Here is a 21,155-nt window from a genome sequence, read left to right as displayed (position 1 = left end):
CGTCTAGCGGTCCTTTTCGCGCTCGGTCCCGGCCTGCGCATGCAACGCCGCCTGGGCCGCCGCCAGCCGCGCGATGGGCACGCGGTAGGGCGAGCAGCTGACGTAATCCAGGCCCGCATCCTCGCAGAAGGCGATGGAGGACGGGTCGCCGCCGTGCTCGCCGCAGATGCCCAGCTTCACGTCCGGACGCACGGCGCGGCCGCGCTCGGCGGCGATGCGGATCAGGTCGCCGACGCCCTCTTGGTCCAGCCGCACGAAGGGATCGGTCTCGAAGATGCCCTTGTCCATATAGGCCTGCAGGAATCGGCCGGAATCGTCGCGGCTGATGCCGAAGGTGGTCTGGGTCAGGTCATTGGTGCCGAAGCTGAAGAACTCGGCGTTCTCGGCCAGATCCCCGGCGCGCAGGGCGGCGCGGGGCAGCTCGATCATAGTGCCGACCTGATAGTCGACCCGGTCGCCCGCCGCTGCGAACACCGCCTCGGCGGTGCGGTCGGTCAGTTCGCGCAGGTATTTCATCTCCAGACCCAACGCGACCAGCGGGTGCATGATCTCCGGGGTCGGCGCGGCGCCCGAGGCGACCTTCACCGCCAGCGCGGCTTCGAGGATGGCGCGCACCTGCATCTCGTAGATCTCGGGATAGGCCACGCCCAGCCGGCAGCCGCGATGGCCCAGCATGGGGTTGGTCTCGGCCAGATCCTTCGCGCGGCGCTTCAGCTTGGCCGCGTCCAGACCCGATGACGCCGCCAGGGCGTCGATATCCTCGTCCGAATGGGGAATGAACTCATGCAGCGGCGGGTCCAGCAGCCGGATCGTCACCGGCAGGCCGGCCATGATCTGGAACAGCTCGGTGAAGTCCGCTTTCTGGAACGGCTCGATCTTGGCGAGGGCCGCGCGGCGGCCCTGTTCGTCGTCGGCCAGGATCATCTCGCGCACCGCCGCGATGCGCGTCTCGTCGAAGAACATGTGCTCGGTGCGGCACAGGCCGATGCCTTCGGCGCCGAAGCCGCGCGCGGTCCGGGCGTCCAGCGGGGTTTCCGCATTGGCCCGCACCTTCAGGCGGCGCACCTTGTCGGCCCAGGCCATCAGGGTCTGGAAGTCGCCGGTCAGCTCCGGCTCGATCATGTCGACCGCGCCCTCCAGCACCTCGCCCTTGGAGCCGTCGATGGTGACGATGTCGCCCGTGCGGAATTCGCGACCCCGGGCGCGGAACAGGCCCGCCTCCTCGTCGATGTGGATTTCCCCGGCGCCGGAGACGCAGGGCCGCCCCATGCCGCGCGCCACCACCGCCGCGTGGCTGGTCATGCCGCCGCGCGCCGTGACGATGCCGCGCGCCGCGTGCATGCCGTGGATGTCCTCGGGGGAGGTCTCCTCACGCACCAGAATGACCGCGTCGCCCAGCTGGCCCAGCCGTTCGGCCTCGTCGGAATCGAACACCACCTTGCCAGTGGCCGCGCCGGGGCTGGCGGGCAGCCCGGCGGCGATGACGTTGCGCCGGGCCTTCGGGTCGAGGGTGGGGTGAAGCAGCTGGTCCAGCGCCGAGGGATCGACCCTCTGGATGGCTTCTTCCTGGCTGATGACGCCCTCGGCGGCCAGGTCGACGGCGATCTTCAGCGCGGCCTTGCCGGTGCGCTTCCCGTTGCGGGTCTGCAGCATGTAGAGCCGACCCTGTTCGACCGTGAACTCGATGTCCTGCATGTCGCGGTAGTGGCTTTCCAGCCTGCCCACCACGTCCACGAACTGGCCGAACACCTCCGGCATGGCCTCTTCCATGGAGGGGGCGCTCTCACCCATTTCCTCGCGGCCCGCCCTGGTCAGGGACTGGGGCGTGCGGATGCCCGCCACCACGTCCTCGCCCTGGGCGTTGATCAGGAACTCGCCGTACAGCTTCGCCTCACCCGTGGACGGGTTGCGGGTGAAGGCGACGCCCGTGGCCGAGGTCTGGCCCATGTTGCCGAACACCATGGACTGGATGTTCACCGCCGTGCCCCAGCTCTCGGGGATGTCGTGCATGCGGCGATAGAATTTGGCCCGGTCGTTCATCCAGCTGTCGAACACGGCGCCCATGGCGCCCCACAGCTGGGCGCCGGGGTCCTGCGGAAAGGGCTCGCCCTGTTCGCGCTCGACCACGGCCTTGTAGTCGGCGACCACCTTGTCCCAGTCCCCGGCGGTCAGCTCGGTGTCGACCGAGACGCCGAGGCGGTCCTTGTGGTCGTCCAGAACCTCCTCGAACAGGTCATGGCCGATCCCCAGCACCACGTTGGAGTACATGGTGATGAAGCGGCGGTAGCTGTCCAGGGCGAAGCGCCGGTCGCCGGACAGGGCCGCCAGCCCCTCCACCGTCTGGTCGTTCAGACCCAGGTTCAGCACCGTATCCATCATGCCAGGCATGGAGGCGCGGGCGCCCGAGCGCACCGACACCAGCAGCGGATTGGCCGCGTCGCCGAAACGCTTGCCGGTCAGGGTCTCGACCTGCCCCAGCGCCGTCTTCACCTGGCGCTCCAGCTCGGCGGGATAGGTCTGGCTCTCGGAGAAATAGTGGACGCAGGCCTCGGTGGTGACGGTGAAGCCGGGCGGCACCGGCAGGCCAAGCGAGGACATCTCCGCCAGGTTGGCGCCCTTGCCGCCGAGGAGATTCTTCATTGAAGCGTCGCCGTCGGCGGAGCCGCCGCCGAAGCCGTACACCCACTGGGTCATGTCTGCGTCGTTCCTGAGTTCAGTCTGTGGAATGGGCGAGGTTGGTCCCCGCCTCTGAGCCGCCGGGAAGCTAGCGCGGCGATGCAGCAAAGGCCATGCTGCGCTGTAACAAATCGTGAGGCGTCGACGGAGGCCTCCGGCGCCGGCCGACATCGCCGAAAGACAGATCAGCCTAAGCCGAAGCGCTGTTCGAACCGGCCCAGCGCGGCGGCGGGCAGCTTGACCACCAGATGCACGCGGCCGTCGGCGTCGGTGTCGCGGAAGGTGACGCGGCCGTGCTCGTACAGCCAGGCCAGGGCCTCACCCTGTCCGGGGTCCAGGGTCAGGCGGGTTTCCGGCTCGTCGTCCACCAGGCCGGCGATGGCCTCGCGCAGGGTCTCGATCCCCTCCCCCGTCCAGGCGGACACGGCCACGGCCTTGCCCTCCTGAAGCTGGCGCGCGGCCTGGCCCAGCACGGCCTCGCGGTCCTCGTCGGACAGCAGGTCGATCTTGTTCCACACCTCCAGCACCCGGCGGATGCGGCCCTCGGGCACGGGGATCTGCTCCAGAACCTGCTCCACGTCGCGGCGCTGGGCCTCGGTGTCGGTGCTGGCGATGTCGCGCACGTGCAGGATCAGGTCGGCCTCGCCCACCTCCTCCAGCGTGGCGCGGAAGGCGGCCACCAGTTCGTGCGGCAGGTCCGAGATGAAGCCCACCGTGTCGGCGATGATGGCCGGGCGTCCCTGCGGCAGTCGGATGGTGCGCTGGGTGGTGTCGAGGGTGGCGAACAGCAGGTCCTTGGCCAGGACCTCCGAGCCGGTCAGCCGGTTGAACAGGGTCGACTTGCCCGCATTGGTGTAGCCCACCAGCGCCACGGACGGGAACGGCACGCGCTTTCTGGCCTTGCGGTGCAGGGCGCGGGTGCGGCGCACGTCCTCCAGCTCGGCCTTCAGCTTGTCGATGCGGTCGGCGATCATGCGCCGGTCCAGCTCGATCTGGGTTTCGCCCGGACCGCCGGTGGAGCCGGTGCCGCCGCGCTGGCGCTCCAGGTGGGTCCAGGTGCGCACCAGTCGCGAGCGCTCGTAGTCCAGTCGCGCCAGCTCCACCTGCAGCCGGCCCTCGGCGGTGCGGGCGCGGCGACCGAAAATCTCGAGGATCAGGCCGGAGCGGTCGATGACCTTGACCTCCCACGCCTTCTCCAGATTGCGCTGCTGCACCGGAGTCAGGGCGTCGTCGATGACCACCACATCGGCCTCGGCGGCGCGGATCAGGGCGGCGACCTCGTCCACCTTCCCCTTGCCGAACAGGGTGGCTGGCACGGTGCGGCGCAGGCGGGCCACCTCGGCGGCGCGCACGTCAAGGTCCAGCGCGGCGGACAGGCCGACGGCCTCTTCCAGCCGTTCCTCGGCCAGACGCGCAGACGTCCCGCGACCGTCGGGGTGAATGACGATGGCGCGCTGGACGCCGGGGGCGTGGTCAATGAATTTGGAAGTCAATCAGTCCTCGTCTGCCTCGGGCTCGTAAAGCTGCACGGGCGCCGAAGGCATGATGGTCGAGATGGCGTGCTTGTAGACCAGCTGGGACTGGCCGTCGCGACGCAGAAGCACACAGAAGTTGTCGAACCAGGTGACGATGCCCTGCAGCTTCACGCCGTTCACCAGGAAGATCGTCAGGGGGGTCTTGGTCTTGCGAACGCTGTTGAGGAAGGCGTCCTGCAGGTTTTGTCTCTTGTCTTGCGACATGGCCAGGTTTGTCCTGTTCTTCGTTGTTGATCGCCCGACGCCGGGGAGGACGCCGGACACGACGCATACGCCGCGGACTGACCCTAGCCCGCGCGCGGGCGCGACGGCAACGATCTAGATCGCCTCGTCGCGGGTCTTGTCCAGATAGAGATCGCGCAGCCGTTTCGCCAGTGGCCCGGGCTTGCCGTCGCCGATCCTGGCCCCGTCGATGCCCACCACCGGCAGGACAAAGGCCGAGGCGGACGTGACGAAGGCTTCGCGGGCCTGTTTGGCGTCCTCGACGCTGAAGGGCCGCTCGTCGATGGTCAGGCCCTCCTCCTTGACGATCTCCATCAGGGTCTGGCGGGTGATGCCGCGCAGGATGTTGGCCTGGATGTCGCGGGTCCGGAGGGCGCCGTCCTTGTCCACGATCCAGGCGTTGTTGGACGTGCCCTCGGTGACCAGACCCATCTCGTCCACCAGCCAGGCGTCGCCGGCCCCGGCGTCCAGCGCCGCCTGTTTGGCCAGCACGTTGGGCAGCAGGCCCACGGTCTTGATGTCGCAACGGCCCCAGCGGTTGTCCGGCTGGGTCAGGACGGTGATGCCCTTGGCGGCCTTGGCCTCCAGCGCGTCGAAATTCATCGACTTGGCGGTCACCACCACGCTGGGCGGGGTGCCCGGCGGGGGAAACGGGTGGTCGCGCCGCGCCGTGCCGCGGGTGACCTGCAGATAGACGATGCCGTCGCGGACCCGGTTGCGCCGCACCGTCTCGCGCAGCACCCGGGTCAGGGCCTCGCGACTCATGGGCGGGTCGATGCGCAGTTCGCCGAGGCTGCGGAACAGGCGGGTCATGTGGCCCTCGAAATCGGCCAGCCGGCCGTCGGCCACGGACCAGACCTCATAGACCCCGTCGGCGAACTGGAAGCCCCGGTCCTCCACATGGACCACAGCCTGGCTGTGCGGCTGATAGACTCCGTTGACGTAAGCGACCCTCGACATCAGTCCCCGTTTCCTTCCTCGTCCTCGAGGCCGCCGCGCGCGGGCGCGACCCCGAGGGACTTGAGCTTCCTGTGCAGCGCCGACCGCTCCATGCCGATGAAGCCGGCGGTGCGCGAGATGTTGCCGCCGAAGCGCATGATCTGGGCGGTCAGGTACTCGCGCTCGAACACCTCGCGCGCCTCGCGCAGCGGCAGGCCGATGACCCGCTCGGCGCCCAGGGAGGCCGCGGCGCCGGTGCTGGCCACTTCCTGCGGCAGCATGTCGGCGGTGATGGGCTCGGACGGGTCGCCGGTGGCCAGGATCAGCAGGCGCTCCACATTGTTGCGCAGCTGGCGGACATTGCCGGGCCAGTCGTGGACCTGCAGCACCGCCAGGGCGTCCTCGCTGAGCACGCGACGGGACAGGCCCTGGGAGTCGCACAGGGTGTCGACGAAGTAGTTGACCAGCTCGCCGATATCCTCGCGCCGCTCGGACAGGGGCGGCACGCGGATGGGCACCACGTTCAGGCGATGAAACAGGTCCTCGCGGAACCGGCCGTCGGCGATCTCGTGGCGCAGGTCGCGGGAGGTGGAGGTGATGACGCGCACGTCCACCTGGACGTCAGTGTCCCCGCCCACGCGACGGAAGCGCTGCTCGACCAGCACGCGCAGGATGCGGCTCTGGCTCTCGCGGGGCATGTCGCCCACCTCGTCCAGATACAGGGTGCCGTTGTGGGCGCGCTCGAACACGCCGATCTTGGAGGGACGGCCGCCCGCCCCTTCCTCGCCGAACAGCTCGATGTCCAACCGCTCGGGCGTCATGCCGGCGGCCGAGATGGCCACGAACTCGGACCGGGCGCGCGGGCTGCCGTCGTGAATCTGGCGGGCCACCAGTTCCTTGCCCGAACCCGGAGGACCGGCCACCAGCACGCGGCTGTTGGCGGGCGCCACCTTGGAGATGGTGGAGCGCAACTGCTGGGCCGCGTTGGAGGTGCCGATCAGGCCGGTGGGGACGAAGGCCTTGGCGCGCAGCCGGCGGTTCTCGCGCTTGAGGGTCGAGGCCTCCAGCGCCCGCTCCACCACCAGCACCAGCCGGTCGGACTTGAAGGGCTTCTCGAGGAAGTCGTAGGCGCCCCGCTTCAGCGCGCTGACGGCGGTCTCGATGTTGCCATGGCCGGAGATCATGACCACCGGCAGGTCGGCGTCCAGCTCCATGACCAGGTCGAGCAGCTCCAGCCCGTCCATGCCGCCGCCCTGCATCCAGATGTCGAGCACCAGCAGGGAAGGCTTTCTGGCCTTGATCGCCGCCAGAGCCTCCTCGGAGTTGGACGCGGTGCGCACCGCGTGACCCTCGTCCTCAAGAAGGCCGGAAACCAGATCGCGGATATCGGCCTCGTCATCGACGACCAGGACGTCGGCGCCGCCAGGTGTAACTCGCATATCGCCTCTCTACTGCTTCGGCGCTGTTTGACCAGCGCCCGCTGAATTCGAACTCTGAAGGGGAAGGACCATGCAGAACCGCGCGCCGTTCAGGCCCTGGGCGTCCGCCAGCTTGAGGTCGCCGCCGTGATCCTCACAGATGCGCTTGACGATGGCGAGACCAAGGCCAGTGCCCTTTTCCCGTGTGGTGACATAGGGCTCGGTCAGGCGGTCGCGGTCCTTTTCGGGCAGGCCGACGCCGTCGTCCTCGACGATAAAGGTGGCGCGCTCCGCATCGACCTCCAGCATGACGGCGATGCCGCCCGTGGCCGCGCCGCCCTGGGCGCGGGCGCCCGACACGGCCTCGCCGGCGTTCTTGAGCAGATTGGCCAGGGCCTGACCGATCATGCGGCCGTCGCAGCTGAGGACGGCCTCGGGCAGCGGCTCGGTCATGTGGACGGCCACCTCGGGGTCGGCCACGCGCTGGGCGAACACGGCCTGACGCAGCAGCTCGGCGGCGTCCTCGGGCGCGAAGCGGGGCGCCGGCATGCGGGCGAACGAGGAGAACTCGTCCACCATGCGGCCGATGTCGCCCACCTGACGGATGATGGTCTCGGTGCAGCGGTCGAAGGTCTCCACATCATCGGCCACCTGGGACCGGTATTTGCGGCGCAGGCGTTCGGCCGACAACTGGATGGGGGTCAGGGGGTTCTTGATCTCGTGGGCGATGCGGCGCGCCACGTCTTTCCAGGCCGCGTTGCGCTGGGCTGTCACCAGCCGGGTGATGTCGTCGAAGGTCAGCACCATCTCGCCGCCCAGCCCGCCCTCGACCCGTACGCGCAGGCGCAGGGTCTCGCCGTCGCGGGTGACGTCGATCTCCTCGTCCACGCGGGCCTCGCCCCGGTCGACCAGATCGCCCAGTTCGGGCGCCACCTTCGCCAGGGCCTTGCCCAGCACCTTCGGCTCCTGAATGGACAGAAGCTGGGTGGCGCTTTCGTTGATGGCCGAGATGCGGCCCTTGCGGTCCAGGCCGATGACGCCGGCGCTGACGCCCGACAGCACGGTCTCGATGAACAGGCTGCGGGCCTGGGCGTCCTCGCTGGCGGCGCGCAGGGCCTCCTGCTGCATCTGCAGATCGCTGGTCATGCGGTTGAAGGCGCGTGACAGGACGGCGATCTCTTCCGGGTCGGCGCTGGAATCAACCCGGGCGGACAGGTCTCCCTCGGCCACGCGGTCGGCGGCCTGCACCAGTCGCGCCACGGGACGGGAGATGGCGTTGGCGGCGGCCAGCCCCAGCCACACGGCGCCCACCAGAACCAGCAGGGCCGTTTCCACATAGCTGAGCGCGAAGGCGGCCTGGATGCGGGCCCGGCTTTCCTCGGCCTCGCGATAGGCCTCGATGGAGTCGATCGAGGTGTTCATCTGGCCGATCAGGCCCGGGGCCAGGGGCCGCACCACATAGAGATAGGCGTCGCCGTAGTCCGGCAGCGGGTAGAGGATGCGGATGGCGTCCGGGTTCTGCGTCGCCTCCACCGCAGCGTCCTCGCCCGCAGCAGCCACCTCCAGCGCCGAGGTCGGCGGGGCGAGATAGGGCGGCGCGTCCAGCGTCTCGCCCCTCGCCAGCACCTCGCCCTCTCCGTTCAGGATATAGATGGCCGGATAGCCGAAGAACCCTGCCATCTGGGTCAGGGCGTTGGAGAACTGGATGCGATTGGGGAAAACCTGCCGCACCGGCCCGCTCAGTTCGTTCGACATGGTCGCCAGATCCCGCTCCATGTCCGCCTGCACGTCCGACACATAGGCCCGGCCGATGGAGGCGCCGTTTTCGACGGCGGCCCGCACATTGTCGCTGAACCACTGGTCCACGCCCCGGTTGACCAGCACGCCGAAGGCCACGGCGATCAGGATGGCGGGCGCCACGGCCACCAGTGAGAACAGGGTGACGAAGCGCAGGTGCAGCCTGGCCCCCGCGTCGCGCTCACGGGCCAGGTTGAGCACGCGCAGGCCCACCACCATGGCCAGGAAGGCGATCAGCACCAGATTGGCCAGCAGGATGATCAGCACCGCCTGACTGGCCGCCGCCTGGGCCCCGCCCCGGCCGGAGTCCACGCCCGGCGCCGCCGCCACCAGCCACACGCCCGCACCCGTCACCAGGGCGGCCACGGCGTAGGCGACCCAGAACAGGGTCCGGCCCCGGTTCTGGAGCGTCCAGCCCCATAGCGCGTGCAGCCGCCCTTCGGCTGGCTCAGTATCGCTAAGGTCGATGCCGCTGTCAGTCGGCGCGCGGTCGGTCATGCCGGAAGGTTAGGCCGCGCTGTGGCCCCAACTCAACACAAATGTTGCCGAATTACGCCACCAGGCGAACGGCGGGCGACGACCACAGTTCGCAGAGCGCCGTCTCGACCGCCTCCGGGGTTTCCAGACGACACAAGCGCGCCTTGGCCTGACGCCTTTCCAGCGGACACTCGGGCCACGGCGCCTGCTCCACGTACCAGCCCAGATGCTTGCGAAACATCTTCAGGCCCAGCCCTTCCCCATAGAAGGCCAGGGTCTGGCGGAAGTGGTCGAGCGCGATGGCGAGCCGCCGCGCTGCGTCCGGCTCGTCCGCCGCCGGGTCGCCGTTCAGGGCCGCATCCAGATGGGCCGCCAGCCACGGCCGGCCATAGACCCCGCGCCCCAGCATCAGGGCGTCAGCCCCGGACGCCGCCAGCGCCGCGCGGGCGTCGTCGGGCGTCAGGATGTCGCCATTGACGATGACCGGGATGGAGACCGCCGCCTTGACCTCGCCCACCGCGGTCCAGTCGGCCTGACCGGTGTAGAACTGCTTGCGGGTGCGGCCGTGGACAGTGACGGCCTGAACCCCGAGCGCCTCGGCCCGGCGGGCCAGCTCGGGCGCGTTGCGGCTGGCGTCGTCCCAGCCCAGCCGCATCTTGACCGTCACGGGGCGCGACGTGGCCGTCACCACGGCCTGGATGATGTTACAGGCCAGATCCAGATCGCGCATCAGGGCCGAGCCGGAGGCCACGCCCGTGACCTCCTTGGCCGGACAGCCGTAGTTCAGGTCGATGATGTCGGCGCCCGCGCGCTCGGCCATGGCGGCGCCCTCGGCCATGCGGCCGGGGTCGCGCCCGACCAGCTGGATCACCGTCAGGGGCAGGCCCTCCCCCACCGCCGCGCGGCGCACCACGTCGGGGCGGGCGCGGGCCAGTTCCGCGGCGGCGACCATCTCGGTGGCCACATAGGGCGCGCCCAGGGCCGAGGCCACGCGCCGGAAAGGCAGGTCCGTGATGCCGGTCATGGGCGCGGTCAGCACCCGGCCGGGCACGGTGACGTCGCCGATCTGAAGCTTGCCGTTCATGGCGGGCATTTAGAGGCTCAGGCCTGCGCGGTCCATCAGGGCGCGGAAATCGGCCGGAAGCGGCGCCTCGATCGTGCAGGTTCCGCCCTCCGGGTGAGGGAAGCTGAGCCGGGCCGCATGCAGCATCAGGCGCGGGGCGCCGCCGCCGGAAAAGGTCAGGGCCCCGCCATAGCGGACATCGCCCACCAGCGGCCGTCCGATGTGCGCCATGTGGACGCGCAGTTGGTGCATGCGCCCGGTCATGGGCTCCAGCTCGATCAGGGCGCCCTGATCGTTGGCGGACAGGGTGCGGTAGCGGGTGCGCGACGGCTGCGCGCCGGGCGTGCCCTCCTCGACCACGCCCATGTGGCTTTCACGGCCCACTTCCTGACGCAGCAGATGGGCGTCGATCTCGCCGCCGCGCGGGTCCGGCTCGGACTCGATCAGGGCCAGATAGGTCTTGCGGAACCGCTTGGCCTGCAGCGCCTTGCCGAGGAAGGCCGTCGCCGGCTTGGTCTTTCCCGCCAGAATGACGCCGGAGGTGGCGCGGTCCAGCCGGTGCACCAGATCCGGGCGCTTGCCGTTGGACCGGGCGAAGGCCCACAGCAGATCGTCGAGCGTATGCGCCTGAATGCGCCCGCCCTGACTGGACAGGCCCGAGGGCTTGTCGAAGGCGATGACGTGCGCGTCCTCATGGATGACCCACGAACGGACGGCGGCGATGTCGTCGGGCGACAGGGAAACGGGCGGCTGGAAACTCAAATCTCTTACCTGCAGACGTTCGCCATGACCCTTCTCCCATTGGGAAAAGGGGGAACCCGCGCACGAAGACGCGAATGCGGATTCGTACTGGCGCGGGGGATGAGGGTCGGCTGACCACACGAGATGCACCGGACCCTCACCCTGCGCGCGAAGGACGGATGCTGCCGCATCCGTGCGCGCAGCCCTCTCCCACCGGGAGAGGGACCGGACCTACCGCAGAACGCCCTTGTTGCCCATGGTCCAGGCGTACCAGGCCAGCAAGGCCGCGATCACGACGATGACCCAAGGCATGTAGCTCATCATCGCCATTTCGGGCGTCAGCGGGGGCGGGTTGATGAACTGGCCGTAGATCAGGCTGATGATCGCGCCCAGCAGCGACAGACCGAAGGCCGGCGCCGCCAGCCGGTTGCGCAGCAGCAGCAGGATCGAGCCGATCACCGCGCCCCAGACGCCCAGGATCCAGGGCCCCCACATCCATGCCGGCATGGCGAGGTAGTAGTCGATCATGGCCTGCGAGAAGCCCATCTCGCGCATGTAGGCCTCGCCTCGCGTCGTGGTCATCACGAAGTCAAAGGCGCCGAAGGCGTTCCAGAGCAGTGAAACAACCCCCACCACCCAAAGGTGCCAGGGGGTTTTGGTTACGGGCGCTGCGCCCATCGCATCGGTCATAATTCCCTCCCACAAGAACTTCCGATGGAAGGACGCTACGCCGATTTCAGCGAACGGCAACGGTTATCGCGCGGCCTAGAACTCGGGGACGCCGTGGATCACCTCCAGAGGCAGCTCACGATGAGCGCCCCCAGCCGTGACGTCTCGCATATAGGCCTGGCTGTCGCGCGCCTGCCGTCGGGCGGCATGCTCCGTGCGGCACTGACGACGGTTCATGATCGAGCCAGTGCGGGCCCGCTCCTGGCAAACGACCGGTTCATTGCGGTGATTGACCGTGGGCGCGTCGTCGGCTTCGGCGCTGACGCGTTCGGGTGGAGACGAGTCCACTGCGCCGCCGGGGATCGTCTCCGCAGGCGGGGTGATCAGCATGGACAGGACAAGGGCCGGAATCAGCATCACGAAGCCTCCGCATAAAAAACGGAGATTGGAGGCATATCGTCCAAAAGTCGAATCCCCGTTATGTGAGCTGGCCCCCGGTGCGCCCCTCGCGCATCGCGGCCCATCGCTCCAGACGCTCCCGGACCTTGGCCTCGTGCCCTTCGCCTTTCGGCTTGTAGAAGACGCGGCGCTCCATCCCGTCGGGGAAGTAGTTGGCTCCGGAGAACCCCTCGGGCGTGTCCGGGTCGTACTGGTAGCCCTTGCCGTACCCCAGATCCTTCATCAGCTTCGTCGGCGCGTTGCGGATGTTGGCGGGGGGCATCAGGCTGCCGGTCTCGCGGGCGGCCTTTGACGCGGCCTTGTACGCTTCATAGACGCCGACGGACTTGGGGGCCGTCGCGAGGTGGACCACCGCCTGGGCGAGCGCCAGTTCGCCTTCGGGACTGCCCAGAAAATCGTAGGTGTCCTTGGCGGCGTTGGCGACCAGGAGCGACAGGGGGTCCGCCTCGCCGATGTCCTCCACCGCCATGCGCACGATCCGGCGGGCCAGATAGAGCGGGTCCTCGCCGCCGTTCAGCATCCGCGCCAGCCAGTAGAGGGCGGCGTCCGGATCCGAGCCACGAACCGATTTATGCAATGCTGATATGAGGTTATAGTGTTCTTCTCGGCTCTTGTCGTAGGCAGGTGCGCGCTTCTGCAAGGTTCCGGCCAGGGCCTGGACGTCCAGCGGCTCGCCCCCGGCCAGACCGAAAAGCACCTCGGACATGGTGAGCAGGTAACGGCCGTCGCCGTCGGCCAGCGCAAGCAGGGCATGGCGCGCTTCCGGGGTCAGGGGGAGGTCTTTCTCCTCCTGCGCCTCGGCCCGCATCAACAGTTGATCCAGCGCCTCGTCGTCCAGCCGTTTCAGCACGAACACCTGCGAGCGGGACAGCAGCGCACCGTTCAGCTCGAACGACGGGTTCTCGGTGGTGGCGCCGACGAGGGTGACGATTCCCTCCTCCACGAAGGGAAGGAAGCCGTCCTGCTGGGCGCGGTTGAAACGGTGGATTTCATCCACGAACAGCAGGGTGGACTGACCGGCGGCGCGGCGGCCCCGCGCGGTCTCGAACGCCTTCTTCAGGTCCGCGACGCCGGAGAAGACGGCGCTGATCTGCTGGAACTGATAGCCCGCCGCCTGGGCCAGCAGACGGGCGATGGTGGTCTTGCCCGTGCCCGGCGGACCCCACAGGATCATGGAGCCCAGACGTCCGGCCTCGATCATCCGGCGGATCGGCCCGCCCTCGCCCAGCAGATGATCCTGCCCGACCACCTCGTCCAGCGACCGCGGACGCAGGCGGTCGGCCAGGGGCGCGTCGGGGGGATGGACGCCGGAGGCTTCGAACAGATCGGTCATGAGGGACAGATAGGCGCTGGGCGCCCGTCCGTCATCCGCGACGTCAGCCGAAGCGACCGCTGATGCGCTGGCCGCGCCGCTCGATGGTGACATCCCAGCGGGTGGCGGCCGCGAGGGCCTGCTCCAATTCCGCCACCGAGCCGATCTGGCGGCCGTTGATCTCGCGTACGATGTCGCCGGGACGGAAGCCCGCGCGCGCGGCGTAACCCCGGCCCGACAGACGGGTGACAATAACCCCCTCGCCCGCCGCGAAGGCGTCGCCGCCGATGCGGTCGGCCAGGGCCGGGGAATAGGCGGCGACGGTGGCGCCGGCCAACAGTCCCCGCTCGATAGCCACCTGATCCGGGTTCCGGTCGCCGGGCAGCGGCTGGACCGTGGCGTTCACGGTCTGGGCGCGGCCGTCGCGCAGGACGGCGATCTGGGCCCGTTCGCCCGGGCGGCGCGAACCGACACGGAAGTTCAGGCCAGAGGAATCGTTGATCTCAACCCCGTCCACGGCGGTGATGACGTCGCCTTCCCGGATGCCCGCACGGTCGCCGGGGCCGCCGGGATACAGCGAGGTCACCAGCACGCCCTGCGGTCGGCTGAGACCCAGGCTGCGGGCGATCTCGGCGGTGACGGGCTCGCTGCGCACGCCCAGCCAAGGACGAATGACCGCCTCGGCGCCGCCGAGGGCGCTCTCCAGCACCTGCCGCACGGTCTGGGCGGGCACGGCGAAGCCGACGCCGGCCGAGGCGCCCGAGCGGGAGAAGATGGCGGTGTTGATGCCGATCAGGTCGCCGTCCATGTCCACCAGCGCCCCGCCGGAGTTGCCCGGATTGATGGCCGCGTCGGTCTGGATGAAGGACGAGGCGTCCGAAATGCCGGTGTTGGTGCGGTTCAGGGCCGAGATGATGCCGTTGGTCACCGTCTGGCCCACGCCGAACGGGTTGCCGATGGCCAGCACCAGATCGCCCACCAGATGCTGCTCCTGATCGTCGATGGGCAGAACGGGCAGACCGCCGTCCACGCCTTCCAGTTGAAGCACAGCGATGTCCGACTGCGGGTCGGCCAGCAGAACACGGGCGCGGTACTCGCGCCGGTCAGCGAGGGTCACGGTGATCTGCTGGGCGCCCTGGATGACGTGATTGTTGGTCACCACCACCCCGTCGGAGCGCACTATGACCCCCGAGCCGATGGAGGACGCCTGACGCTGGGATCGGCCCGTGAACATCTCGAAGAAGGGGTCGGTGCGACGGCTGGACACCGCGGCGATGTTGACCACCGCCGGGCTGGCGGCGGCGGCCACGGGCGCGAACGAGGTCCGCATGGCGTTGGCGTCGCCGGGGACCACCCGTTCGGTGCTGCCGAAAACGCTGGGCTCGGGGAAGCCGCCGTCCTGGGCGGCGGTCTCGTCGGCGTTGCCGCAGGCGGCGAGAACAAGGACGGCGGCGAGAGCGGCGGAGGACAGCTTCATGGTCTGGATCAGATCGGTTTTCATGTGGGATGTCACGGCGGCAAGGTGACCCCCGATTTGGGACGGCATCAAGGCGCCGCAAGGGTGAGGTCCACACGGTCAGGAAACGACGACCTCGCAGCCCCTGTTCCATTCTCAAGATCAGGGCTGGATCAACGCCGGCGCCACATCCTCGATCGACCCATCGCCCCGCGGGGCCTCAAGCCCCAACAGGTGCGCCAGCAGGGGCTGGACGTCCACGGCGTCCATGTCCTGAAGCGTCACGCCGGCGCGGACGCCCGGGCCGTGGGCGATGAACAGGGCTGCCATCTCGGGGGCCGTGTTGTCGTAGCCGTGGGCGCCGCCGGGCCCCCGCACGGGCCACGCGCGGGTGGCGACCAGCCAGCCCGTGTCGGGCAGGCACAGGATGGCGGGCACGCGCGGGTGGCGGCCATAGGCAAGGCGCTCGGGCAGATCCGCCTTGTTGAAGCACTCCATGTTGGCATGACGGCGGACCAGGGCGGTCCGAACCTCAGCCTCACGACCGGGCGCAGGATTGAGCCCGGCGAAGGCCCCCGCGTGGACGACCTGAACGGCCTCGATGTCGATCAGGTCGTCGAGATAGACGGCGCGGTCGGGCGAGGTGGCGGCCATGCCGTGGTCGGCGACGATGACGAGGGTGGTCCGGTCGGCCAGGCCGCGCGCCTCCAGCCCCGCGATCAGCCGGGCGATGGAGGCGTCCACCGAGGCGGCGGCCTCTGCGGTCTGCGCGGCGTCCGGGCCGTGATGATGGCCGGCGGTATCCACGATGTCGAAATAGAGGGTGGCGAAGTCGGGCCGCCGGTCGCCGGGCAGGTCCAGCCAGCCCAGCACCCGGTCCACCCGCGCGTCGCCCGCCATGGAATGGTCGAACACGGTCCAGTGGGCGGGCCGCACGCCGCCGATCTCGGCCTCGGAGCCCGGCCAGAACATGGTGCCGGTGGTCAGGCCCGCGCGCTCGGCGGTGACCCAGATCGGCTCGCCCTCGTCCCACCAGTCGCCATTGGTGACGGCGGCGGCGTTGCCCAGCGCGAAGCGGCCCAGATCGGCGTCCACCATGGTGTTGTTGACGATGCCGTGGCGGTCCGGGTGCAGGCCGGTCACCAGGGTGTAATGGTTGGGGAAGGTCACGCTGGGGAACGAGGGTCGCATGGCGGCGAAGGCGCCTCCGGCCTTCAGACCACTCAGGGTCGGCGTCACGCCGCGGTCCAGATAGTCCGGCCGGAACCCGTCGACGCCCACCAGAATCACCAGCGGCCGCGCGTCCGGCGCCGCGCGCTCGGGTGTTGCGGTGGCGCAGGCCGACAGGGCGAGGGCGAACAGGATCAGCAGCAGACGCGACATGGGAACTCCGGATACAGGGACGGCTCCCATTGCCTAATCTTAATCGGTGACAGGCGTCTTACGGCTTGCGGCGGAGCAGCGCACACCGCAAGCTCGACCTTATGAGCGAACCGGTCATCGAGACACGCGGCCTGTCCAAGGCCTACGGGGCGGTGAAGGCCCTTGACGATTTCAGCCTCACCATCCCGCGCGGCGGGGTCTACGGCGTGCTGGGGCCGAACGGGGCAGGCAAGTCGACCCTGTTCCGCATCCTGCTGGGTCTGATCGGGCCCACGGCCGGGACGGCGCGGGTGATGGCCGGGCCGGTCGGGGACGTTCACGCCATGCGGCGCATGGGCTCCATGATCGAGACGCCGCGCTTCCCTCCCTACATGACCGCACGTCAGGTGCTGGAATGGGTGTCGCTGGGCCACGGGCAAGGCGTGGACCGCGCCGCCATCGCCGGCTGGCTGGAGCGGGTGGGCCTGACGGCCGCCGCCGACCGCAAGGTGCGGGGCTTCTCCGTCGGCATGGCGCAGCGGCTGGGCGTGGCCGCGGCGCTGATGACCCGGCCCGAGCTGATCATTCTTGACGAGCCCACCAGCGGCATGGACCCGCCGGGCATCCAGGAGATGCGCGGCCTGATCCGGTCGCTGGCCGACGATGACGGCGTCACTGTGGTGATCGCCAGCCACCAGCTGGCCGAGGTGCAGAAACTGTGCGACCGGGTGGCCATCCTGAACAAGGGTCGGCTGTCGGCCGAGGGCGCCGTGGCCGATCTGGTGGCCGGGCGCGAGCGCCTGCGCCTGACCGTGCGGCCCGCCGATGCGGCGCTGGGCCTGCTGGGCATGAAGGGCACGCGCGACGGCGAGGCCGTTCTGGCCGCCATCGAGCGGTCCGAGGCGCCCGCCCTGATCCGGGCCTTGGCGGAAAAGGGCGCCGAGATCGAGGAGGCGCGCTGGGTCGGAGCAGACCTTGAGAGCGTCTTCAACCAGTTGACCGTGGAGGATGCGCCCCATGCTGGCTGACGCCATTCGCGCCGAGGGCTACCGGCTGGCCCGCAACCGCACCGCCGTGTTCTGGAGCGTGCTGTTCGTTCCCGTGGCGGCGATGATCCTGGGGATCGTCATCAGCTGGGCGGCCAAGGGCAACCAGGCGGAACTGGCCGAGGTCAGCGCCGAACTGGGCATGGTCTCCGAACCCCTGAATCTCGGCGCGGCCCTGGTCAGCAACGCCGCGGCCCTGGCGGGCGGCCCGCTGCTGCTGTTCGTGCTGATCGGCGCGGCGACCCTGTTCGCGGGCGATTACCGCTGGGAGACCTGGCGCCTGATCCGGGCCCGCAACCGGCGCGCCAACCTGATCCTGGCCAAGGTCGCCGCATTGGTGGTGCTGGCCTTCGCCGCCATGGTCGCCCTGCTGATCTTCAGCATGATCGGCGAACCGATCCGCGCGACCATCTTCGAGCGCGCCATGACGTTCAGCCTCGACGGCGAGCAGATCGGGGCGTTCCTCGGCCTGTTCGGCCTCGGCTGGCTGCGGGTGATCCAGTTCGCCATGATCGCCCTGCTGGCGGCGGTGGCGACGCGGTCGCTGCTGGCGGCCCTGTTCATCCCCATGGCGCTGGGCGCGGCCCAGGCTTTCGGAGCGCCGATGCTGGGCGGCATGGGCCTCATGCCTGACAGCTGGACCGTGCAGTTGCTCCTGCCGGGCCAGGCGTTCGAGGTGCTGAAGGGCATGATCCTCGGCGGCGAAGGCGCACCGGCCATTCCCGTGGCCCTGCAGGTCAAGGCGTGGATCAGCCTGATCGGCTGGACGGTGCTGCCGCTTCTGGCGGCGCTGGCGATCTTCGAGCGGCAGGACCTGTCCAAGGAATGATCCCTCTCCTCCCCATCCCCTGGGATGGGGAGTGGCGCGGGCCAAAAAGATTGCCCCCAGGAGCCAGCATCGAGTCGCCCCCTCCACCACCCGCGAGCGGGGAGGATGGGCGCGGCCCTTGACGCGCGGCGCCCCGGACGAAACCCTGTGGTCGGTCGCGACGAGCGGCCTGATCCGGAAAGTTTGATGAAGCGTCTGATCCTGTCCGCCTGCGTCGCCGCCCTGCTGACCGCCCTGCCCGCCGCCGCCCAGGTGGGCACGCCCGCCCTGCCCCGCGCGTTGCCGGCCATTCCCGCGCCGGCGGCCCAGCCCTATCCCGGCGTCATCCGGCACCATGTGGACGCCACGGACACCGAGCGGAAGATCATCCGGGTGCGCCAGACCATTCCGGTGACCCGGGCGGGCCCCATGGTGCTGCTGTATCCCAAATACCTGCCGGGCAACCACGCGGCCACCGGGCCGATCCAGCTGGTGGCCGGGGTCCAGGTCAGCGCCGGCGGCCAGCGCGTCGAGTGGGTGCGCGACCCGCTGGATCCCTACGCCTTCCACATCGAGGTTCCGGCCGGGGTCAGCGAGATCGAGGTCGCGTTCGACTATCTGAGCCAGCTCAGCCCCAGCCAGTGGCGGGTGCTGATGACGCCGGAGATGCTGAACCTGCAGTTCGAGAAGCTGCTGCTTTATCCGGCGGGCTACGCCCATGACGGGATCATGGTGCAGACCAGCGTGCGACTGCCCGACGGCTGGAACTACGGCGTGGCGCTGGACACCGAGACCTTCGCCGGCGGCGAGGCGGTGTTCGCCCCCATCAGCGTCGAGATGCTGGCCGACAGCCCCATGTTCGCGGGCGCGCACTATGGGGTGTTCGACCTGGACCCCGGCGGTCGCACGCAGGTGAACATGCACGTGGTGGCCGACGAGGCGAGCGAGTTGGACGCGGTCGAGGCCCGGCTGGAGCCGTTCCGCAATCTGGTGGATCAGGCGGACAGGCTTTATGGCGTGCGGCCGTTTGACCGGTACGAGTTCCTGGTGGCGACCACCGACCGGCTGGGCGGCATCGGGCTGGAGCATCACCGCTCGTCGGAGAACACGCTGGAAGCGGACATGTTCTCCGACTGGGACTCCGCGCCCTACGGCGATCTGGAGCTGCTGCCCCACGAGTATGCGCACAGCTGGAACGGCAAGTTCCGGCGTCCGGCGGATCAGGCGACGCCCAATCTGAACACGCCCGTCCAGAACAGCCTGCTGTGGGTCTATGAGGGCCAGACCCAGTACTGGGGCGCGGTGCTGGCGGCGCGGTCGGAGCTGGTGACACGGGAGATGGCCCTGGCCAATCTGGCCTGGACCGCCGCCTTCTATGACGCCCAGCGCGGGCGGGAGTGGCGGGCCCTGCAGGACACGGTGAACCAGAACCTGCTGGGCTATCGCTCGTCCACGCCGTGGGCCACCTGGTCCCGCACCGGCGGGGACTATTATCGCGAGGCCCTGCTGATGTGGCTGGACGCCGACACCCTGATCCGCGAGGCGACCCGGGACCGGCGCTCGCTGGACGACTTCGCCCGGGCCTTCTTCGGCATCGAGGACGGGGTGTGGGAGCCGCGGCCCTACACCTTCGACGATGTGGTGGCGGCGCTGAATGTGGCCCACCCCCATGACTGGGCCGGGTTCCTGCGCGAGCGGCTGGACGCCGTGGGACCGCAGGCCGAGGCGCCGCTGGACGGCATCGAGCGCGGCGGCTACCGGCTGGCCTTCGTGGAAGCGCCGGACGCGGCCTACAGGCGGGTGCGCGCCGACTGGGGCCGGGATTTCCTGTTCTCGCTGGGGTTCACCCTGACGGCCTCCAACAGCATCACCAACGTCCTGTGGGGCAGCCCGGCCTACGAGGCGGGCCTGACCCAGGGCTGGGACATCGTCGCGGTCAACGACACCGCCGCCTCGGCCGGGCGCCTGCGCGACGCCGTGACGGCGGCCAAGGACGGCGGTCCGATCCGGCTGATCGTCCGGAACGGCGACCGCTTCCGCACGGTGGAGATCGCCTACACCGGCGGGCTTCGTTACCCGACGCTGGAGCGGATCGCGGGGACCCGCGACCGGCTGGGCGACATCCTGACGCCCCGGCGGCGGTAGGGTCGTCGCCGCGCGCGCCGGGCTTTGACTGGAACGCGCGGATCCCGCCCTTCGGACTGGAAGGGGGCGCGGCGGGCTGTTTCGGGGCTTCGAGGTCGTCCGGAGAGCCTGCCGGGCCCGCTGAGGCGGTCCGGCGGGCGTCGTCAGGGCGGTTCGGGGCCGGCAGCCGCGCTCTGAACGGGCGTCGGCGGAAGTGCACGGTGCAATTGGTGCAATTGGTGCACTTCGGGGGCCGTGGCGGGACGAGCCGGTCCGGTCCGCGCCGCCGCCGGAGCTGAGGGTTCGGGTGCGGCTGTGGCGGGGGGCGCTTCGGGCGGCCGGCGGGCCTCGGCCATGGCCTCCAGCCGGGCATGGACGGACAGCCAGCGCAGGGCCTCGCCCGCGCGCCCGGCGCGGATGGCGCGCGCCACCCGACGCCACGCCATGGCGACCATGTCGTGCAGGTCCGGCAGGGGCTCGTCGTCGATCGCCAGGGTCTCGCTCATGACCGGCGACCGTAGAGGCGCGCTGCGTCAATCGGGGACGTGAGACTGGCAAAAGAAAAGGGCGGCGCCTTTCGGCGCCGCCCTGATCGTTTCAGGCCTGAGGCTGATCAGCCCTCGGTCTTCTCGCCTTCCAGCTCCAGCGCCAGATCGGCCGGCAGCGGCTCGACGGCGTCCTCGCGCTGTTGCGTGAGGACCGCGTCGCGCTCGTTGGCGATCTTCTGCAGCGACCGCAGATAGGCGCCCGTGCCCGCCGGGATCAGGCGGCCCACGATCACGTTCTCCTTCAGGCCTTCCAGGGTGTCGACCTTGCCGTTGACCGAGGCGTCGGTCAGCACGCGGGTCGTCTCCTGGAAGGAGGCGGCCGAGATGAAGCTCTTGGTCTGCAGCGAGGCCTTGGTGATACCCAGCAGAACCGGCTGGGTGGTCGCCGGACGGCCCTTGCGCTTCACGGTCTTGGCTTGCTCGATGTCGAACTCCGGGCGGTCCATGTGATCGCCCTTGATCAGGCCGGTTTCGCCCGCGTCGAGGATCTCGACCTTCTGCAG

Annotated in this window: 17 protein-coding genes and 1 pseudogene; 3 read left to right on the top strand and 15 right to left on the bottom strand. The window is 69.6% G+C overall.

Features of this window, described 5'->3' with window-relative positions; genetic code table 11:
• Positions 1-3: 3 nt before the first annotated feature.
• From ppdK to ACK4SE_RS12590, 13 genes are all read right to left on the bottom strand, one after another.
• Positions 4-2,694 carry a pyruvate, phosphate dikinase gene (gene ppdK / locus ACK4SE_RS12650; protein WP_409693273.1) on the bottom strand — a complete coding sequence of 897 codons (2,691 nt, stop codon included), beginning with the start codon at positions 2,692-2,694 and terminating at the stop codon, positions 4-6.
• Between the two features lie 167 nt (positions 2,695-2,861).
• Complete coding sequence (gene hflX / locus ACK4SE_RS12645; protein ID WP_409693270.1) at positions 2,862-4,169, bottom strand: GTPase HflX; 1,308 nt, start codon at positions 4,167-4,169, stop codon at positions 2,862-2,864.
• Positions 4,170-4,415, bottom strand: a complete 246-nt coding sequence (hfq, locus tag ACK4SE_RS12640; RefSeq protein ID WP_409693268.1) for an RNA chaperone Hfq — start codon at positions 4,413-4,415, stop codon at positions 4,170-4,172.
• 114 nt (positions 4,416-4,529) lie between these two features.
• Positions 4,530-5,393, bottom strand: a complete 864-nt coding sequence (locus tag ACK4SE_RS12635) for a D-amino-acid transaminase (RefSeq protein WP_409693265.1) — start codon at positions 5,391-5,393, stop codon at positions 4,530-4,532.
• The gene (locus ACK4SE_RS12630; protein ID WP_409693261.1) at positions 5,393-6,811 is read right to left on the bottom strand and encodes a sigma-54-dependent transcriptional regulator; all 1,419 of its coding nucleotides are present in this window, start codon (positions 6,809-6,811) and stop codon (positions 5,393-5,395) included. Before ACK4SE_RS12630 ends, ACK4SE_RS12635 begins: the two co-directional genes overlap by 1 nt.
• A gap of 9 nt (positions 6,812-6,820) precedes the next feature.
• Positions 6,821-9,085 (bottom strand): ATP-binding protein, encoded by a 2,265-nt coding sequence (locus ACK4SE_RS12625; RefSeq protein ID WP_409693257.1) that lies wholly within the window; start codon positions 9,083-9,085, stop codon positions 6,821-6,823.
• A gap of 52 nt (positions 9,086-9,137) precedes the next feature.
• Positions 9,138-10,148 (bottom strand): tRNA dihydrouridine synthase DusB, encoded by a 1,011-nt coding sequence (gene dusB / locus ACK4SE_RS12620; protein WP_409693348.1) that lies wholly within the window; start codon positions 10,146-10,148, stop codon positions 9,138-9,140.
• Between the two features lie 9 nt (positions 10,149-10,157).
• Complete coding sequence (locus tag ACK4SE_RS12615) at positions 10,158-10,889, bottom strand: RluA family pseudouridine synthase (protein ID WP_409693254.1); 732 nt, start codon at positions 10,887-10,889, stop codon at positions 10,158-10,160.
• 210 nt (positions 10,890-11,099) lie between these two features.
• Positions 11,100-11,558 carry a hypothetical protein gene (locus ACK4SE_RS12610; RefSeq protein WP_409693252.1) on the bottom strand — a complete coding sequence of 153 codons (459 nt, stop codon included), beginning with the start codon at positions 11,556-11,558 and terminating at the stop codon, positions 11,100-11,102.
• 75 nt (positions 11,559-11,633) lie between these two features.
• On the bottom strand, positions 11,634-11,954 hold the full coding sequence (locus ACK4SE_RS12605; protein WP_409693249.1) for a hypothetical protein: 321 nt from the start codon (positions 11,952-11,954) through the stop codon (positions 11,634-11,636).
• Positions 11,955-12,015: 61 nt separating this feature from the next.
• Positions 12,016-13,329, bottom strand: coding sequence for a replication-associated recombination protein A (locus ACK4SE_RS12600; RefSeq protein ID WP_409693246.1), 1,314 nt, complete (start codon positions 13,327-13,329; stop codon positions 12,016-12,018).
• A gap of 43 nt (positions 13,330-13,372) precedes the next feature.
• Positions 13,373-14,809 (bottom strand): Do family serine endopeptidase, encoded by a 1,437-nt coding sequence (locus tag ACK4SE_RS12595; RefSeq protein WP_409693242.1) that lies wholly within the window; start codon positions 14,807-14,809, stop codon positions 13,373-13,375.
• A 117-nt stretch (positions 14,810-14,926) separates the two neighbouring features.
• Complete coding sequence (locus ACK4SE_RS12590; protein ID WP_409693240.1) at positions 14,927-16,147, bottom strand: ectonucleotide pyrophosphatase/phosphodiesterase; 1,221 nt, start codon at positions 16,145-16,147, stop codon at positions 14,927-14,929.
• Positions 16,148-16,248: 101 nt separating this feature from the next.
• Here ACK4SE_RS12590 and ACK4SE_RS12585 point away from each other — a divergent pair, with 101 nt between their 5' ends.
• The 3 genes from ACK4SE_RS12585 to ACK4SE_RS12575 all read left to right on the top strand — a co-directional run bounded on the left by ACK4SE_RS12585 (position 16,249) and on the right by ACK4SE_RS12575 (position 20,125).
• Positions 16,249-17,154, top strand: coding sequence for an ABC transporter ATP-binding protein (locus ACK4SE_RS12585; RefSeq protein WP_409693237.1), 906 nt, complete (start codon positions 16,249-16,251; stop codon positions 17,152-17,154).
• On the top strand, positions 17,144-18,001 hold the full coding sequence (locus tag ACK4SE_RS12580) for an ABC transporter permease subunit (protein WP_409693235.1): 858 nt from the start codon (positions 17,144-17,146) through the stop codon (positions 17,999-18,001). The genes ACK4SE_RS12585 and ACK4SE_RS12580 overlap by 11 nt, the downstream gene beginning before the upstream one ends.
• A 186-nt stretch (positions 18,002-18,187) precedes the next feature.
• Positions 18,188-20,125 carry a M61 family metallopeptidase gene (locus ACK4SE_RS12575; protein WP_409693232.1) on the top strand — a complete coding sequence of 646 codons (1,938 nt, stop codon included), beginning with the start codon at positions 18,188-18,190 and terminating at the stop codon, positions 20,123-20,125.
• A 143-nt stretch (positions 20,126-20,268) separates the two neighbouring features.
• Here the strand turns inward: ACK4SE_RS12575 and ACK4SE_RS12570 are convergent, their stop codons facing one another.
• Both ACK4SE_RS12570 and ACK4SE_RS12565 read right to left on the bottom strand, forming a co-directional pair.
• A complete protein-coding gene (locus ACK4SE_RS12570; RefSeq protein WP_409693229.1) occupies positions 20,269-20,610 on the bottom strand; it encodes a hypothetical protein in 342 nt (113 codons plus the stop codon).
• Positions 20,611-20,717: 107 nt separating this feature from the next.
• Positions 20,718-21,155: pseudogene (locus ACK4SE_RS12565) on the bottom strand (DNA-directed RNA polymerase subunit beta'); the annotation flags it as partial.

This window comes from Brevundimonas sp., from assembly GCF_046293315.1.
Taxonomy (GTDB): Bacteria; Pseudomonadota; Alphaproteobacteria; order Caulobacterales; family Caulobacteraceae; genus Brevundimonas.
The sequence above is the reverse complement of the archived record's forward strand: the minus strand, read 5'-3'. Positions and strand labels throughout refer to the sequence as shown.

Coding starts and splice junctions, on each gene's coding strand:
- ppdK (WP_409693273.1), bottom strand. CDS start 2,694: ATGACCCAGTGGGTGTACGGCTTCGGCGGCGGCTCCGCCGACGGCGAC.
- hfq (WP_409693268.1), bottom strand. CDS start 4,415: ATGTCGCAAGACAAGAGACAAAACCTGCAGGACGCCTTCCTCAACAGC.
- ACK4SE_RS12635 (WP_409693265.1), bottom strand. CDS start 5,393: ATGTCGAGGGTCGCTTACGTCAACGGAGTCTATCAGCCGCACAGCCAG.
- ACK4SE_RS12630 (WP_409693261.1), bottom strand. CDS start 6,811: ATGCGAGTTACACCTGGCGGCGCCGACGTCCTGGTCGTCGATGACGAG.
- ACK4SE_RS12625 (WP_409693257.1), bottom strand. CDS start 9,085: ATGACCGACCGCGCGCCGACTGACAGCGGCATCGACCTTAGCGATACT.
- dusB (WP_409693348.1), bottom strand. CDS start 10,148: ATGAACGGCAAGCTTCAGATCGGCGACGTCACCGTGCCCGGCCGGGTG.
- ACK4SE_RS12610 (WP_409693252.1), bottom strand. CDS start 11,558: ATGACCGATGCGATGGGCGCAGCGCCCGTAACCAAAACCCCCTGGCAC.
- ACK4SE_RS12605 (WP_409693249.1), bottom strand. CDS start 11,954: ATGCTGATTCCGGCCCTTGTCCTGTCCATGCTGATCACCCCGCCTGCG.
- ACK4SE_RS12600 (WP_409693246.1), bottom strand. CDS start 13,329: ATGACCGATCTGTTCGAAGCCTCCGGCGTCCATCCCCCCGACGCGCCC.
- ACK4SE_RS12595 (WP_409693242.1), bottom strand. CDS start 14,809: ATGAAAACCGATCTGATCCAGACCATGAAGCTGTCCTCCGCCGCTCTC.
- ACK4SE_RS12590 (WP_409693240.1), bottom strand. CDS start 16,147: ATGTCGCGTCTGCTGCTGATCCTGTTCGCCCTCGCCCTGTCGGCCTGC.
- ACK4SE_RS12585 (WP_409693237.1), top strand. CDS start 16,249: ATGAGCGAACCGGTCATCGAGACACGCGGCCTGTCCAAGGCCTACGGG.
- ACK4SE_RS12580 (WP_409693235.1), top strand. CDS start 17,144: ATGCTGGCTGACGCCATTCGCGCCGAGGGCTACCGGCTGGCCCGCAAC.
- ACK4SE_RS12575 (WP_409693232.1), top strand. CDS start 18,188: ATGAAGCGTCTGATCCTGTCCGCCTGCGTCGCCGCCCTGCTGACCGCC.
- ACK4SE_RS12570 (WP_409693229.1), bottom strand. CDS start 20,610: ATGAGCGAGACCCTGGCGATCGACGACGAGCCCCTGCCGGACCTGCAC.